This window comes from Rickettsia helvetica, assembly GCF_963970025.1.
GTDB classification, from domain to species: domain Bacteria; phylum Pseudomonadota; class Alphaproteobacteria; order Rickettsiales; family Rickettsiaceae; genus Rickettsia; species Rickettsia helvetica.
On sequence record NZ_OZ018776.1, the window covers coordinates 525,036 to 541,251 of the forward strand.

A 16,216-nucleotide genomic window follows, 5' to 3' on the forward strand; every position below is an offset into this window, starting at 1 on the left:
GTATACTCTATGTCATTCCCGCGGAAGCGGGAAGCCAGTAAAATATATAAAAACGTGTTTTATATATTTATTTTATTAATAGTATATAATTTTGTACCTATATTAAGGTTATTTTTTCTGGATCCCTGCTTTCATAGGGATGACATCGAATGCGTTTTCTGAACCACTCAACAATGCCTCGCAGGAATGACATAGGAGTCATGTAACAAAAACAAATACAAAATAACTTATGAAAGAAGCTAAAATAGAAAATATTGACTTTGCTAATGCATTATCGGAGCGTTATCTTGCTTATGCGTTGTCGACAATTATGTCACGTTCGCTTCCTGACGTACGTGACGGGCTCAAGCCTGTACATCGTAGATTATTATACGCAATGCTACAGCTAAGGCTTGAGCCGAATTCCGGTTATAAGAAGTGTGCAAGGGTGGTCGGTGATGTAATAGGTAAATACCACCCGCACGGTGATGTGGCAGTGTATGATACCTTGGTACGCCTTGCTCAGCATTTTTCGTTGCGTTATCCTTTAATTGATGGACAGGGTAATTTCGGCTCTATCGACGGTGATAATGCGGCGGCTATGCGTTATACCGAATCACGTATGACGGAAATATGTACGTTATTAATGGAGGACATCGATAAAGATACGGTAGATTTTCGCCCTACTTATGATGATTCCGATTTAGAACCGGTAATAATGCCGGCAAGTTTTCCGAATTTACTAGCTAATGGTTCTGAAGGGATAGCAGTCGGTATGGCAACCAATATACCGCCGCATAATTTACATGAGCTTTGTGATGCTCTAATACATTTAATCGACCACCCGAAAGCTGAAATTAATGATATAATGAACTTTATCAAAGGTCCTGATTTCCCGACCGGCGGCATAATTATTGATAAAGCTGAAGTTATTAATGCTGCATATACTACTGGACGCAGTAGTCTTAGAGTGAGAAGCAGATGGGAAAAAGAGGAGCTAAGTTACGGTACATATCAGATAGTCGTAACCGAGATACCTTATCAGGTTCAGAAATCAAAACTTATAGAACAAATAGCAATATTACTAAAGGATAAAAAAATCCCGCTTGTTAGCAATATTAGAGATGAATCAACTGATATTATTAGATTAATTATCGAACCTAGAGATCGTAGTTGTGATCCGCAAATAGTTATGGAATCTCTATTTAAGCTAACGAATTTAGAAAGCCGCATTCAGCTAAATATGAATGTAATCGGCAGTAATAACGTGCCGGGAGTAATGAATATTTTAGAGATTTTACAAGAGTTTCTAGATCATAGACAAAATATTGTTACTCGCAGATCAACATATCTTTTGAATAAAATCAAGCATCGTTTAGAAATTCTAGAAGGGCTTAGGATAGCTTATCTAAATCTTGATGAAATCATTAAAATTATTCGTGAAGAGGATGAGCCGAAAGCGATAATGATGGAGCGGTTTAAACTAACCGAAATACAAGTAGAAGCAATATTAAATACTCGTCTTCGCTCGTTACGCAAACTTGAAGAGCAGGAAATGATTAATGAGCATAGTAATTTGCAGAAGCAACAAGCTATATTAGAAGAGATTTTAAATAATCCTAAAGAACTATGGAAAATAGTTAAAAAAGAAATCAAAGCAGTACAAACGAAATTCGGATTAAATACAGTAATAGGAGCTAGACGTACAAGCTTTGAAGAAGTAACGCTTACGAATCAAGTAGTTGATATAACGGCTTTCATTACTAAAGAACCGATTACTATTATCTGCTCAAAAATGGGGTGGGCACGTTCGTTAAAAGGTCATAACACCGATTTATCGACTATTAAATATAAAGAAGGTGATGCAGAAAAATTTATTTTAGAAGCTTACACGACTGATAAAGTATTAATAGTTAGTTCAGAAGGGAGGTTTTTTACATTACTTGCTGATAATATTTCCAAAGGTAAAGGAACGGGAGAATCTATAAAGCTACTTGTAGATATAGGGAATAATGATATTACTAATATTTTAGTCTATAAGCCTGATCAGCTTTTATTACTTGCAAGTAGCATAGGTAAGGGTTTTTTAGTTAATTCAAACGAAGTAATGGCTCAAACAAAAACAGGAAAGCAAATTATGAATGTACCGGATGGTCATGCATGTATAGCTTGTTTACCTGTAAACGGGGATAGTATTGCTTGTATCGGTGAAAGCCGTAAATTACTGGTATTTAATGTAGATGAAATACCTGAAATGAAAAAAGGGCAAGGTGTAACGCTGCAAAAATTTAAGAATGCAAAACTTTTAGATATTAAAATATTTAATAAAGAAGATGGCTTAGGCTGGAATAACAATGGAAAAGTAAAGCTCGAGAAAAATATTATTGCATTTTTAGGAAAAAGAGGTAGTACCGGTAAATTACCTCCTATGGGTTTCCCAAAAAATAATAGATTTTCATCATAATTATAATAAAGATTGAATATATACAAAAAAAACAGCATATTTTATATGGTTTGATACAAGCGAATTTGTAAATAATTCGCTTGTATCGTCCTATTATTAAAAGTTTTTATAGGCTTTTAAATTCATCTTGCCTATTTAAAATTAATAGATGTTACTATCTCCTACTCCTATAACATCAACTTGATCATCCTGATGACCTTCCTCTAACTGATAATATGTAAAATCTTCATTATTATTACTGAAAAGGTTATAAACACCAGTTAAGAGCTATTACTATCTTTGAAAAATTGAATTATAGTAGAACAATCCTCTTTAATTGTATCTATTAAAGGTTCTCCGATAGCAGTAGCAGCTGCCATAAGTGCTGGTACCTTTATTGCATCAAATTTGCTTATAACGTGGTTGGGGCTTGAAATTTTTTTTAAGGTAAAACCTATACTCATTAAATGAGGGATTGCAGTAATATATTTATCTATAATATTACTTGTTTCCATCATGTTTTTAAATACATTTAATATAGGAGAGAAAAAATTTTCATTGTTTTCTGACGCGGGTTTTTCTATGTTCTGAGTTACATCTATCTTTAGAGAACTATACTGTTTCATATTAAAAAACTTCAATGCTGCCTCAAAATCACCGTCTTTTGTATAGACTTTCTGAATATTTAAAGCATGTAATATTGTAAATATTTTTTTAAGTTGGAACTAGAAACAAAATTATATGCATCTTTAAATAATAATTTAGAAGCGGTTGCATACCTTGTAACTGCTTTTAATCCATTTATAAAGGAATATCCTGAGCTTGTAAATTGAGCATGATTCATAGTGTTACTCCTATTTTAAAATAATAAAAATCATATATCACATGATTACCATATATTATGGTTGCATCACAATATATGGTAATCAAAGAAAGTCAATATCTAAAAATAAAAAAAGTAAAATATATAATTTTATTTAATCAAAAGGCAGTATAGCACGAATTTTTTAGGGTTCGCCGGTACTTATGTAATTTACGCTGTGTAGGCTCAACTTTAAATTCATCTTGGCTGTAGCTTTCTGAAATATACCATTTAAGTACATGAAGTACAAAACTAAGCATAATTTGACAAGGATTAGAGAACTGTAAGCTAATAGAATGGTTTAAAGATTTAACAGAAGAGAAAACAAGACTATTGCAACGATGGAACTATAAAGTTTATTGATAGTTCAATTAAAAAAATGGAATAATCAAGGCATAAGATTGCTCTAAGCGATCCGGTACTCGAATCCTCACGTACGCTTGTGTACGGCTGTGGTTCTGTGTTCCGTGTCTCCTTTTTCAAATTCCTCCCTAAATCCTCGTTTCCGAAGAGGTCTAGTGATGAAATTCGTTTATTTTCATGAAGAACATAACGAGTTTGTTAGTAATTTTGTTAATTCTTACAATAATACTTATATCCGATTTTTTAGTTATAGTTCTGAACAGTTTTTAGAAAGTCCTCGATGTTATCCCTGTGAGGCTTTGTTGCGTGGAATGATTTTTCAGTCGTCATGCTGCGACTTGAGTGCGGTATCTAGCTTAAAATACTAATTTCTCTAGATACCGTGATCAAGCCACGGTATGACATGGAAAATTTGACGATGTATTTTATCTCTATAGATCATTAAAATTTAAGTTTTGTACCTATAAGACCAACAGTACCTCGTGTTGTTTTACTAGGTGCTTCAGGGTAATATACAGGTTTACCTTTAGCTTGGAAATGAGAAATTTCAGCATATGGTAATAAACCAGGCATGATCTTATATTCAGTAGCGAGGCTTACAGCATCAACGGTGTTTTTATATCTTGAAGTTTTGAGATATTCAAGACTTGTTTTTATAGGTCCTTGTCCATAAGCAACTGCTCCATTGTAATAATAGGTATCACGACCGACTTTATAATATTCTTTAGCAGTTAAGCTTTTACCTAAATTACCGTAAGAAGCTCCACAAGAGAAATTACCATAAGTAAATACGGCTCCAAGATTATATGCTTTTAAATTAGAAAGCTTATAAGTATTTAATACTTCTACTACTTTAGTTCCGTCCATTTTAGCATGAATAAGACGACGAGCAGGTTTACCGTACTCTCCGGTAACGGATAATTTTAAGTCTGCATCTTCGCTAATTTCATGTTCATAAGTTAAGCCGGCAGAAAAAGCATCTCTAATATTCTGATTAATAGTCATAGTTTCATTATTCTCTAATTTAACCGTCTTTATTCCGGTTCTAGAAACACTAACCCCGTTTCTTCCTGACCTTTCAAGTGTTAAATTATTTATATCTTTGTTACCGCCCGTATTAGCAGTATCGGGAGTATAAGAGATACCGGCTTGGAAGCCTTTCATTTTAGGCGTAAAAAAGTTCAATCTTCTAGCTCTCTCAGCTTTATCATTGATTTGATCAAAATAATTCGAGTATGATTCAAGATAAAAATTAGCACTAGTATCAAAATCTGGTTTTAAGCCTTTATACCTCATATACTGACCGTCAAGTAGAGCATATCTACACCATCCTCCAGTACCTGCAGTTACTTGACTACCGGTAATACGCAATTTAGCACTTACATCAGCAGGAGAGCCGAGTTCTACTTTACCGTAACTAGTTTTAATAAAGATATGTGATCCATTATAACTTGTAGAGGTTTTTGCTCTTGTAGTAGGCTGAAGCACTATTTTAGCACCTGCTATTACATCATTGATAGTTTTAGTAATAGTTGCTGCAAACGCTGCTTCCGTGTAAAACCCTAGCTTTTTCCTGTTATCAGTTACATTTTTATCAAATAAAATTAAATGATCCTGTTTAATATAACCGTTTTCAAATAAATAGAACCCTTCTAATTTTATTTCAGTATCAGAATTAGAAATAACAGGTATTGGATTTTCTTCGGCAAGACCAGCCGATGCAAGGCAAATAATACTTGCAGCTAATAATAATTTTTTCATTTTAATAAAGTCCCTATAAACTTAAATAATAAAATTTAATACTACAAAATAAATTTTAGTATTAATAAATATAAACCAACTACGCTAGAATATAATAATCTTTTCAGAATTGACAATAAAAAACTATTTTAATTTATAATAATTTAATTTTAAGTATACAATGTTGTATTATTATCATTATCATTATTCAAGTAGTCTCAGACTTATAGTTTTAAAGAAAAATTTTGTATTGTAAATAATTATGAGTTATAATCATTAGTTTATTAATTAAATTAAGTTTTGATTATGGCTATAATGTCAGATAAGTGGATAAAAGAAGCTGTTATAAATCAAAGTATGATAAGGCCCTTTGCGGAAAAGCAGGTAAGAGTTCATAATAAAGAAAAGATTATTTCTTACGGCTTATCTTCTTACGGCTATGATGCTAGAGTATCTAATGAATTTAAAATATTTACCAATATAAATTCTACTACGGTTGATCCAAAAAATTTCAGTGAATATAATTTAGTTGATAGAGAAGTAGATGTGTGTATTATTCCACCTAATAGTTTTGCCCTTGGCAGGACTATAGAATATTTTAAAATACCGCGTGATGTATTAGTTATTTGTGTCGGCAAGTCCACTTATGCAAGATGCGGTATAATAGTAAATGTGACTCCGTTAGAACCAGAATGGGAAGGACATGTAACTTTAGAGTTTTCTAATACTACTCCATTACCTGCTAAAATATATGCAAATGAAGGAGCTTGTCAGTTTTTATTTTTAAAAAGTGATCAAATTTGTGATACTTCATATGCTGATCGACAAGGAAAATATATGAAACAAGTAGGCGTAACTTTACCTTTAACATAACTTTTTTATGTAAAAAATTATATTAAATTTTTAATAAGGATTTTTATGAGTACAATAAACACTGATACTAATGAGGCAATGCCGCATATTTCCGTTAATGCACAATATATAAAAGATTTATCTCTTGAGAACCCTTCTGCCCCGTCTTCTCTTGCGGCTTTGGATCAACGCCCTCAAATTGATTTATCTCTAGATATAAATATTACTAATTTATCGGAAGAAAATTTCTATGAAGTAGAATTAAATATCGAAGCAATCGCAAGAAATGAAAAATATAAATTATTTCAGATAGAATTAAAATATGCCGGAGTATTTAATTTAATTAATATTGATGCTGAACAACATCCGATTTTATTATCAGTTCATTGTCCGGCAATGATATTTCCATTTGCTAGAAAAATTATAGCTAGTTGTACTCAAGATGCAGGATTCCAGCCTTTAATGATTGATCCTATAGATTTTGGTGCCTTATATCATAAGAAAATGTCGGAGCATCAAAACTAAGAAAATCATTTAATTATTTAATAAATTTCGTTTTAAACGCCATGGTTTTTAAATCATAGATAGAGCTTAATAGTAAAAATTTTATCAATTTGATTAAATATTCTTTACTTATGTAATTAATGAATGTATAAAGCACTAGATAAAAAATTATAATTTAGTTAACAATAATTAACTGTAATTAAATTATAGCACAATATAAAAATTGAATTTTATGGAGAAAAATAGTGAGAGTTTTGTTAATTGAAGACGAGCCGGAAATGGCTAACTTAATTGAGCTAACTTTAGCTTCAGAAGGGATAGTTTGCGATAAAGCTTCAGTTGGTGTGGAAGGTTTAAGACTTGGTAAAGTCGGTGGTTATGATCTAGTGATTTTAGACCTTATGTTACCGGATATTAATGGTTTTGAGATATTACTAAGATTGCGTGCTGCCAAAATAAAAACTCCAATCTTAATTTTATCTAACTTAACGGATACGGATCAAAAAATTACCGGTTTCTCTTCCGAAGCCGATGATTATCTAACCAAGCCGTTTGTAAGAGAGGAATTAATTGCTAGAATTAAAGCTATAGTTAGACGTTCTAAAGGGCATGCAGCATCAGTATTTAGGTTTGATAAGGTTAGCGTAAACCTAGATACTAGAAGTGTAGAAGTTGACGGCAAAAAGGTACATTTGACGAACAAAGAATATGCTATTTTAGAGCTATTAATACTCCGAAGAGGAACTATCTTAACTAAAGAAATGTTCTTAAATCACTTATATAGTAGTGTTGACGAACCGGAAATGAAAATTATTGACGTATTTATTTGTAAACTTCGTAAAAAGTTAAGTGATGCTGCCGGCGGTAGAGATTATATCGACACAGTATGGGGACGCGGTTATATGCTAAAAGAATATGATGAATTACAACAAAAAGAAATTTTAGCACAAGGAGCATAATTAATGCCTTTATCTACTTCTTTACTTGGTAAAAAAAGTACTTATAAAGATAGTTATGATGCGACTTTATTATTTAAAATTCCACGTATAAATAATCGAAACGAACTGGGAATAAATAGTAATAATCTTCCGTTTTACGGTGTAGATGTTTGGAATACATATGAACTATCTTGTCTTAATAAGAACGGTAAGCCATGGGTTGGAGTAGGCACTTTTTATATACCGACGGATTCTGAAAATATAGTAGAATCAAAATCATTTAAATTATATCTAAATTCTTTTAATAACTTTGTTGTTGAATCAATAGAAGAACTAGAAAGAATTATCTTGCAGGATCTAAGTAATGTTACATACGCTAAAGTAACAGGACGGATATGGCCTATAAATACAAAAATAGAATTTGGTGTTCCAAGCGGTAAAAATATCGATGATTTAGATATAGTATGCAATAATTACGGTCCACCCGATAATAGTTTAATTGAGTATGAAGATGTTTTGGTAGAAGAAGAGATTAATTCTAATTTACTAAAATCAAATTGCTTAGTAACCGGTCAACCGGATTGGGGTACAATCATTATAAAATATAAAGGAAAAAAGTTAAAACATGATTATTTCCTGAAATATCTAATATCTTTTAGAAATTGTAATGAGTTTGCAGAGCAGTGTGCCGAGCGTATTTTTACAGACATTAAAAACGCTATAAATCCTGATTTTCTTTCTATTTATATAGTATATACTAGGCGTGGAGGAATTGATATTTGTCCCTGTCGTTCTACCGATAAAAGTTATACTTTACCTAGCGATAAACGACTTATTAGGCAATAAATCACTTTTTTAATCCATAAAAAAATCCGTTTGCGAGAAAATTGCATAGCAATTGACTAAGCAAGAAAGTAAAAAAATTCTGATTTACAGAATTTTTTTATTATTTTTTTTGGATTGCCACGCAGTCTATGACTCTCGCAATGACGATTAATTATCCATACAACAACGCCCTGGTGATTTATGTTTAAGAAGTCAAGATAATTTGTTTATATTGTTCCTGCCAAGGTCGTTTGTTTTTAACAATGTTATTGATAATTATTATTATCTTTCGCATTACAGCAGTAAGAGCTAATTGTTTGGCCTTTCCTTTTTCTACAAGTCTTTTATAAAAAGGTTTAACTGCAGAATTACATCTTACAGACATAACAGCTGCCATATATAATGCTGCCCGTACCGTTTTTCTACCACCTTTAGTTTTTGCTTTAAATCTTGTTTTGCCACTTTCCTTACAGTGAGGTGCTACTCCTACTAAAGAAGCTATTTGTTTACAATTTAAATTACCAAGCTCCGGTAATTCTGTAATTAAGGTTATTGCTATAATCGAGCCAATACCTGGGATAGTAATGAGTAAATTATATATTTCTTTGTAACTTTCTAGATTTAAAATAAGATGTAATATAAGCTTTTCTACTTATTCCTTTTGGCTATTAAGTAAATCAATAACATTATTTATACTATTAATTATTTTTTGATTAGTAACTCTACGTAAGCGATTGCGTTCAGATACTATCATAGTAATTAATTGGTTACGTCTAGCTGTAAGTTCTTTTAATTCTTTTTCTATCTCATTCGCTACTTTTCTAGATTCAGGGTTAATTTTTTCTGCAAATAATGCTAACATTTGTGCATCGATGGTATCAGTTTTTGTAAACTTACCTCTCATAGTTCTAAATGCTGATGTAAAATAAGGATTAACTACTGACACCAAATATCCTGCTTTTTATAAGGTGTTTGCCGCTTTATATTCAAGCCCACCGGTAGCTTCAATTACAATTTTAGCAATACTATAACCTGCTATATATTCGGCTAGCTCATTAATGCCTTTTTGATCATTATTAAAAACTTTATATTTATTCAATGGGTGTAACCAGACGTCTAAAGTATCTTCAGATACATCGATACCTATAAAGATATGCTTTGTTATGTTTTTCTCTCCTGTCCCATGTACGAGCAAGGGGGTTATTCACTTGATCTTAATGGTTGATCGTGAATAACCCCTTGCTCTATTGATTTGTTTGGAACCAAATGAAGTAAGGAGTAACACACCGGGGCACGGTTCATTAATTATAATTAAATTAATAACCTGACCACCATCGTTACCTCCTTACAGTATCTAGAATTATGCATTATTCTAAACACTTATTAAATACATAGACTATGCAGGAATGACATAAACAAGCCACGCAATAACGCTGATCAAAGCGGGCAATCAGAAAATAATTCACGTAAGCAAGCTTTTCGCAGGATAGAAGTGAGTATAATTTTACGATTCTTTTGTAGGATTTTATGGAGGCTTTAGGCTTTCTACTATTTTATTCAGGTCTATTTGACTACAGATCCCCAGTAATACAGGATCACGAGGACGAATAGAATTCATATTCCAATGGCTACGGGTTCTAATAGCATCTATAGTAGTTTTAGTAGTACCTATTAATTTAATTATTTGATGGTCTTGGATGTTCGGATAATTAGACAATAACCAATATATAGCATCTGGTTTATCTTGACGTCTTGCTATAGGAGTGTATTTAGCACGCTGTTTTTTCTGATTTTTCATCAATTCATCAGCAGGGCTATATGAAATTTGTAAATTAGTATTAGGATCTTTACTGCAACGCTCAATTTCCTCTAAAGTTAACTGACCATTTGCAATTGGATTTAAACCTTTTATAGATTGTGCTACTTCACCGTCAGCCATACCTTTTATTTCAAATTCATGAATACCGCAAAAACCGGCAATTTGTTTAAAAGTTAAAGAAGTATTTTCAATTAACCACATAGCCGTGGCTTTTGGCAGAAGCGGTAATGTTTTTTGCGAATTCATGATAATTGTTTTTTGGCTTAATTTAAGAAGTTATAACAAATAGAGTTATTTAAGTCAATCTTCATTTAGAAAACAAGTATTAATAAAGCAAAGTTCTAAATTATTTCTTTTAATGTCAACTATATGTTGACCAATATTATAAATTAAACAGCTTTAAGAAATTTACTCAAAATTTCTGCAAATAAAAGAAAGATTATATTAGAAAAATTAGAGCAGTTAAAACTATAGTCCCTTATAAGGAAAATAATAATATTAAAAAGCTAATAGGGCATGAGGGGTATAGATTAAGAGTTGGAAATTACCGAATTATATATAGAATAGATACAGGAAAATTAGAAATTCTAGTAATCAATATCGATGTTAGAGGCGAGGTGTACAAATGAGTAGTAAACATATAATAGAGTATCAAGGAAAACCTGCTTTTATTATTATACCTTTTAATGAGCATTAGGAACTTATAAACTTTAAAAAATGTCACATCACCGATGAAGAATTATACGCTGAAGGGATAGCTAAAAATGAAGAATATTTCCCTGAAGAGTTAGTACAAAAAATCTTAAACGGTGAAAATTCTATTAAAGTTTACCGTGAATATAGAGGGTTTTCCCAAGAACAATTAGCCATTAAAATTGGTAAAACTAAGCAATATATTTCTGTTATTGAAAAAGGATCACGCACCGGTACAATAGATACGCTAAAAAAACTAAGTACTGTTTTAAATGTCGATTTGGATATGTTATAAATCATGAAAACGATCTGTTACAAGATTTAAAATAATACTATAAAATCCAAAAGATATAGAACCTAATCTTCATTTAGAAACTTAACTATCTCCTCAACTACTTTCTTAGCATCGCCGAATAACATAAAAGTATTATCGTGATAAAATAGTTCATTTTCTATACCTGCATATCCTGATGCCATAGAGCGTTTAATAAACAAAATCGTACGTGCTTTTTCGACATCGAGTACCGGCATACCGTAAATTGGACTATTCGGATCATTTTTAGCAGCAGGATTAGTTACGTCATTTGCCCCAATCACAAGCACTACGTCAGTGGTAGCGAAATCTCTATTAATTTCTTCAAGCTCAAGTACTTTCTCATAATCTATATTAGCTTCTGCAAGTAAAACATTCATATGTCCAGGCATTCTACCTGCTACCGGATGTACGGCAAAACGTACATTAATATCTGAACGTTCTAATATATCAACCATCTCTTTTATGATATACTGAGACTGGGCTACTGCCATACCGTAACCGGGAACAATTATCACCGACGATGCATTAAGTAGTAAATGTGCTGCATCTTCAGGGCAGCTTGTTTTTGCTATTTTATCGTCGTCTATATCTTTGCTAATTCCTACAGAGGTAGGTAAAAATGCTCCAAAAATAACCTTGATTAATGAGCGGTTCATAGCTTTGCACATTATATAGCTAAGTATAGCTCCGCTACTGCCGACCAATGCCCCGGTAATAATAAGTAGGCTATTGCTAAGCGTAAACCCTATACCTGCTGCCGCAAAACCTGAATAAGAATTTAGCATTGATACTATAATAGGCATATCTGCACCGCCCACCGGTATTATTAGTAATACTCCGATTAACAGCGATAAAAAGACTATTAGATTAAATAAAAATATATTCTCTGAACGAATAAACGATATTATCAAAAGAACTAATATTATTGCCGTTAATAAGCATATATATTGCTGACCGTAGAATTTTAACGGGCTACTTTTCATTAAGCCTTGTAGTTTTAGAAAAGCTATAACCGAACCGCTAAAAGTTAAAGCACCTATAGAGACGCCTAAGGATATTTCTATCAAAGAACTAATAGGTAAGTTCCCTGCCATACCTATAGAAAAATTTTCAGGTGCAAGTATCGTAGCGTAAGCTACAAATACTGCAGCAAGACCGACAAAAGAGTGAAAACCTGCGACTAATTGAGGCATTGCCATCATAGAAATTTTAAGTGCAATAATTCCTCCTATTATACCGCCCAATAATATAGTGGTTATAATGGGTAATTTATGAGTAAAATCCGGTAGGAAAAAAGTAACGCCGACTGCTATCGCCATCCCCAAAATACCTATGGTACTACCTAAATATGCTTGTTTTTGTGAGGATAAAAACTTTAGCGACAGAATAAAACAAATAGCGGAAGCTAAATATAGTAATTGGATAATCTGCAGAGACATGGGTGAATTTATTTAATAATTTAGAAACGTCATTGCGAGGAGGTTTGTCTGCGTTGATACCAAATAGGCTGCGTGGTAATCTCATGAAAATAACAAATTCCTGAGATTGCTTCGTCAATTACTTCGTAATTTCCTCGCAATGACGGCTCAGTTCATACAACAATGTCTCTTCGCAATGACAAAATATTTTTAAAAAGTAAATCCTATACCTACGGAAACTATTAAAGGATTAAGTTTAACTTTAGAGGTCATGGTTTTATTACCTACTAAATTCGGTTTATACTCAAGTTTAGGATTTAAGAAAAATTGTCTTACGTCAATATTGATTAAAGTATCATCTTTAGCATAAAAATCTACACCTATTTGTCCTACGGCATCGTGTCCGTTTCTAATTTTAAGACCGGTAGCTTGTGTAAGCATATAAGAACCGTGATAACCTATGCCTATATACGGTCTTATTCCACCGTAAGGAGCTATATGAAATTGTCCGGTAACCGTTGCAGGAATCATATAAATAGGTTTGTTTTTTCCTAGTTTGACATTATCAACGCCATAATTATGAGCAACGGCTGCAAGGGAGGTATATTTAGTGCGTAAAACATTAAAGCCAAGTGATAATTCAGTGGCTAAATAATTGTTAAAGAATATAGTAGTGGATGCATCACCTCCATAACCGTTTTTTGCAACTTCTCCTACTGAAACAGGTTGAGGAGAGGTAGGAGGAGGTAATCCTTTTTGCTTAGCACTTGAAAAAACACCTCCTAGACGCATCTTGAAAACTAAACTTCCTTCGTTTTCATAATACGGTGTACTATCATAGTCAGGAGCAGAATCTACATCATCATAAATGCTTTTAGCAAAACTATTAATACTTATGCTAGATACAAACAAAATTATCCCTAATTTTTTCACTATTCTTAACATAATAATTATAACCTTTACTTGCTTAAAATTGATTACCGTATATTATATAAAATTTTTGTTTATATATTTATACCATTGTCATAGAAGATAGAATTCTTTTATGCTAAAAGTCAAGACATTTAAGTAAAATTATAGAAATTATTGGAGCATATTAATGAATGATGCATTAAAAACATATTTAACCGGTATAGGTTGGTTTTTATTTAGTTTAATAAGTAGTAGTGCCAATGATGTAATGTCTAAATATCTTGGGACTCGTTTACATAGCTTTGAAGTAGCTTTTTTCCGCTTCTTTTTCAGTAGCATAGTTTTACTACCTTTTGTTGTTTATTACGGTAAAAATACCTTAAAAACAAGTCGTCCTTTTGTACATATATTAAGAGGGTTATTATTATTTTTCGGTATGACTTCCTGGACTTATGGTCTTACCATAGCTCCCGTTACTACTGCAACCGTCGTAAGTTTTTCTATTCCTTTATTTACTTTAATACTTGCCGTATTTTTTCTTAACGAAAGTATTATTTGGCAAAGATGGGTAGTTACCATAGTAGGATTTATAGGACTTGTTGTTACGCTTAAACCGCATGCTGAGGATTTTAACCCCGAAATTTTGTATTTTGTATTAGCGGCTATTTCATTTGCTATGCTTGACATTATTAATAAAAAATTCGTAATAAAAGAATCGATGATTAGCATGCTATTTTATTCGGCAATAGTAACTGCTATAGTGTCGCTACCTGTAGCCTCGCAGTATTGGCTAACTCCTAGTAGTTTTGAATTAGCTTTATTGTTTGTACTCGGTAGTAGCGGAAGCTTAATATTATTCTTCCTGCTTAAAGCTTTTTCCATGGTAGATGCAACCGCTACCGCTCCTTATAGATATTTAGAGCTGGTGATTTCAGCAATAGCGGCATATTTCATATTTAACGAGTTTCCCGATAAAAGCACACTTCATGGAGCAGTAATAATAATTCCTGTCACCTTATTTATAATATACTCCGAAAAAAAAGCTATGAGTAGAAAACATGAATCGCAGTAAACTAGTATTTTCAAGCGGTATCGCCAACACTTTTGAATGGTATGATTATGTATTATTCGGTTATTTTGCACCCATAATAGGAGCAAAATTTTTTCCGAATGATGATGCTAATACTTCTTTACTGCAAGCTTTTTTAGTATTTGCTATAGGTTATTTGGCAAGACCGTTGGGCGGCATATTTTTTGGTGTTATCGGTGATAGATTTGGACGCAAAGTAGCCTTAACTAGCGCGTTATTTTGCATGTCTGCCCCAACCATATTAATAGGAATATTACCAACTTACCATACTATCGGGATAACTGCGACTATATTAATGATTTGTGTACGAATTCTACAAGGATTATCAATGGGAGGAGCTTTGACCGGCTCTATTTCCTTTGTTATTGAGCATACTAGCCATAAACACCGAGGCTTCACCGGTAGTATTTCAATGTCTAGTATATGCTCTGGTTTATTGCTTGGTTCTTTTATTTCTTATATCGTCAAGAATATCCTAACAGCTTCACAATTTGATAGTTTTGGCTGGAGAATACCTTTTTTACTTGGTTTTTTTATTCTTTTTTCAGCATTTTATATTAAAAAACATACACATGAAACACCGAATTTTAAAAATCTAAGAGAACAGAAAAAGATTTTACAGTCACCATTAAAAAAAGTCATTACCAATCATTGGTTTGATATATTAATCTCGGTTTTTATCAATGCTCCCGGTTCGATAATATTCTATCTAACTACAATTTACTTGGTATCGTTTTTAAAAATCAGCCGTAATTTTACTGAAAATGAGGTAAATAGCCTTGCTAGCATATGTTATGTGATTATGATAGCCGTAACTTTATTAAGCGGTTATCTATCCGATATTATAGGTCGCAGGAAAATTTTTGTAATTAATCTGATAATAATTATTGTAACAACGCCGTTTTTACTTAATAATTTTGAGAACGGGGACTTCACAAGCGTAATTATCTCACAATTTATACTCGCTATACTTGCCGCTAACTATATCGGTCCTGAACCGGCATTACAAGCAGAATTTTATCCTACAAATATACGTAACACCGCTCTCTCTATTTCATATAACACTGCTACAAGTATTTTTGGTGGTACTACGCCTCTTGTCTTTGAATATTTAGTACAAAAAACAGGGCATGTAACCTCGGCAGTTTATTATGTCATATTAAGCTGTATTTTTGCATTGATCGCCTTATCTTTTTACAAAAATAGAAGTTTAGATAAAATATGAAAAAAATTACAAAACCTGCAAACCTAGTTGAATTTAATGATAAAATTGTAGCTTTTACACCTAAGAGTTCTTACCATGGTCATGAATACAAGAGTATTAAAAATGGATTAGTTTTTGCTAGTATCTCACAGGATAGCATCAATCACTCCAAAAATATTGAAAAAATAACTAGTAACGAGGCAATTTCAAGGATAGATATAGACTTATTCGATACGTGCCATGGAGTTACTACGACTG

The 16,216-nt window shown here is 32.3% G+C and carries 17 protein-coding genes; 9 read left to right on the forward strand and 8 right to left on the reverse strand.

What is annotated here, in order from left to right; translation table 11 throughout:
• The first annotated feature begins 229 nt into the window (after positions 1-229).
• A complete protein-coding gene (gene parC / locus AB1146_RS03300) occupies positions 230-2,443 on the forward strand; it encodes a DNA topoisomerase IV subunit A (protein WP_010420478.1) in 2,214 nt (737 codons plus the stop codon).
• A gap of 260 nt (positions 2,444-2,703) precedes the next feature.
• On the opposite strand, the gene AB1146_RS03305 is transcribed toward parC, so the two are convergent.
• Together AB1146_RS03305 and AB1146_RS03310 are read right to left on the reverse strand one after the other, a co-directional pair.
• On the reverse strand, positions 2,704-3,048 hold the full coding sequence (locus AB1146_RS03305; protein WP_010420476.1) for a hypothetical protein: 345 nt from the start codon (positions 3,046-3,048) through the stop codon (positions 2,704-2,706).
• Positions 3,049-4,088: 1,040 nt separating this feature from the next.
• Positions 4,089-5,408 (reverse strand): porin, encoded by a 1,320-nt coding sequence (locus AB1146_RS03310; RefSeq protein WP_010420474.1) that lies wholly within the window; start codon positions 5,406-5,408, stop codon positions 4,089-4,091.
• A 285-nt stretch (positions 5,409-5,693) separates the two neighbouring features.
• Here AB1146_RS03310 and dcd point away from each other — a divergent pair, with 285 nt between their 5' ends.
• From dcd to queF, 4 genes are all read left to right on the forward strand, one after another.
• Positions 5,694-6,260 carry a dCTP deaminase gene (gene dcd, locus AB1146_RS03315; protein WP_010420471.1) on the forward strand — a complete coding sequence of 189 codons (567 nt, stop codon included), beginning with the start codon at positions 5,694-5,696 and terminating at the stop codon, positions 6,258-6,260.
• 45 nt (positions 6,261-6,305) lie between these two features.
• Positions 6,306-6,764, forward strand: a complete 459-nt coding sequence (secB, locus tag AB1146_RS03320) for a protein-export chaperone SecB (RefSeq protein WP_010420460.1) — start codon at positions 6,306-6,308, stop codon at positions 6,762-6,764.
• Between the two features lie 224 nt (positions 6,765-6,988).
• On the forward strand, positions 6,989-7,702 hold the full coding sequence (gene ctrA, locus AB1146_RS03325; RefSeq protein WP_010420458.1) for a response regulator transcription factor CtrA: 714 nt from the start codon (positions 6,989-6,991) through the stop codon (positions 7,700-7,702).
• 3 nt (positions 7,703-7,705) lie between these two features.
• Complete coding sequence (gene queF / locus AB1146_RS03330; RefSeq protein ID WP_010420455.1) at positions 7,706-8,527, forward strand: NADPH-dependent 7-cyano-7-deazaguanine reductase QueF; 822 nt, start codon at positions 7,706-7,708, stop codon at positions 8,525-8,527.
• 184 nt (positions 8,528-8,711) lie between these two features.
• On the opposite strand, the gene AB1146_RS03335 is transcribed toward queF, so the two are convergent.
• From AB1146_RS03335 to AB1146_RS03350, 4 genes are all read right to left on the reverse strand, one after another.
• Positions 8,712-9,146, reverse strand: a complete 435-nt coding sequence (locus AB1146_RS03335) for a transposase (RefSeq protein ID WP_083831759.1) — start codon at positions 9,144-9,146, stop codon at positions 8,712-8,714.
• 12 nt (positions 9,147-9,158) lie between these two features.
• Positions 9,159-9,452, reverse strand: coding sequence for an IS110 family transposase (locus tag AB1146_RS03340; RefSeq protein WP_010420449.1), 294 nt, complete (start codon positions 9,450-9,452; stop codon positions 9,159-9,161).
• A gap of 15 nt (positions 9,453-9,467) precedes the next feature.
• The gene (locus tag AB1146_RS03345) at positions 9,468-9,701 is read right to left on the reverse strand and encodes an IS110 family transposase (RefSeq protein WP_010420447.1); all 234 of its coding nucleotides are present in this window, start codon (positions 9,699-9,701) and stop codon (positions 9,468-9,470) included.
• A gap of 330 nt (positions 9,702-10,031) precedes the next feature.
• On the reverse strand, positions 10,032-10,571 hold the full coding sequence (locus AB1146_RS03350) for a cell cycle transcriptional regulator TrcR (RefSeq protein WP_010420445.1): 540 nt from the start codon (positions 10,569-10,571) through the stop codon (positions 10,032-10,034).
• Between the two features lie 308 nt (positions 10,572-10,879).
• Between AB1146_RS03350 and AB1146_RS03355 the strand changes: the two genes are divergently transcribed.
• Positions 10,880-10,954, forward strand: coding sequence for a hypothetical protein (locus AB1146_RS03355; protein WP_355404409.1), 75 nt, complete (start codon positions 10,880-10,882; stop codon positions 10,952-10,954).
• 191 nt (positions 10,955-11,145) lie between these two features.
• On the forward strand, positions 11,146-11,313 hold the full coding sequence (locus AB1146_RS03360; protein ID WP_269572128.1) for a helix-turn-helix domain-containing protein: 168 nt from the start codon (positions 11,146-11,148) through the stop codon (positions 11,311-11,313).
• A 62-nt stretch (positions 11,314-11,375) separates the two neighbouring features.
• On the opposite strand, the gene AB1146_RS03365 is transcribed toward AB1146_RS03360, so the two are convergent.
• On the reverse strand, positions 11,376-12,773 hold the full coding sequence (locus AB1146_RS03365; protein WP_010420437.1) for an NAD(P)(+) transhydrogenase (Re/Si-specific) subunit beta: 1,398 nt from the start codon (positions 12,771-12,773) through the stop codon (positions 11,376-11,378).
• Positions 12,774-12,962: 189 nt separating this feature from the next.
• Positions 12,963-13,697 carry an OmpW family outer membrane protein gene (locus tag AB1146_RS03370; RefSeq protein ID WP_010420430.1) on the reverse strand — a complete coding sequence of 245 codons (735 nt, stop codon included), beginning with the start codon at positions 13,695-13,697 and terminating at the stop codon, positions 12,963-12,965.
• A 154-nt stretch (positions 13,698-13,851) separates the two neighbouring features.
• Here AB1146_RS03370 and AB1146_RS03375 point away from each other — a divergent pair, with 154 nt between their 5' ends.
• Positions 13,852-14,736 (forward strand): DMT family transporter, encoded by an 885-nt coding sequence (locus tag AB1146_RS03375; protein WP_010420428.1) that lies wholly within the window; start codon positions 13,852-13,854, stop codon positions 14,734-14,736.
• The gene (locus AB1146_RS03380; RefSeq protein ID WP_010420420.1) at positions 14,723-15,979 is read left to right on the forward strand and encodes an MFS transporter; all 1,257 of its coding nucleotides are present in this window, start codon (positions 14,723-14,725) and stop codon (positions 15,977-15,979) included. The genes AB1146_RS03375 and AB1146_RS03380 overlap by 14 nt, the downstream gene beginning before the upstream one ends.
• Positions 15,980-16,216: the final 237 nt, after the last annotated feature.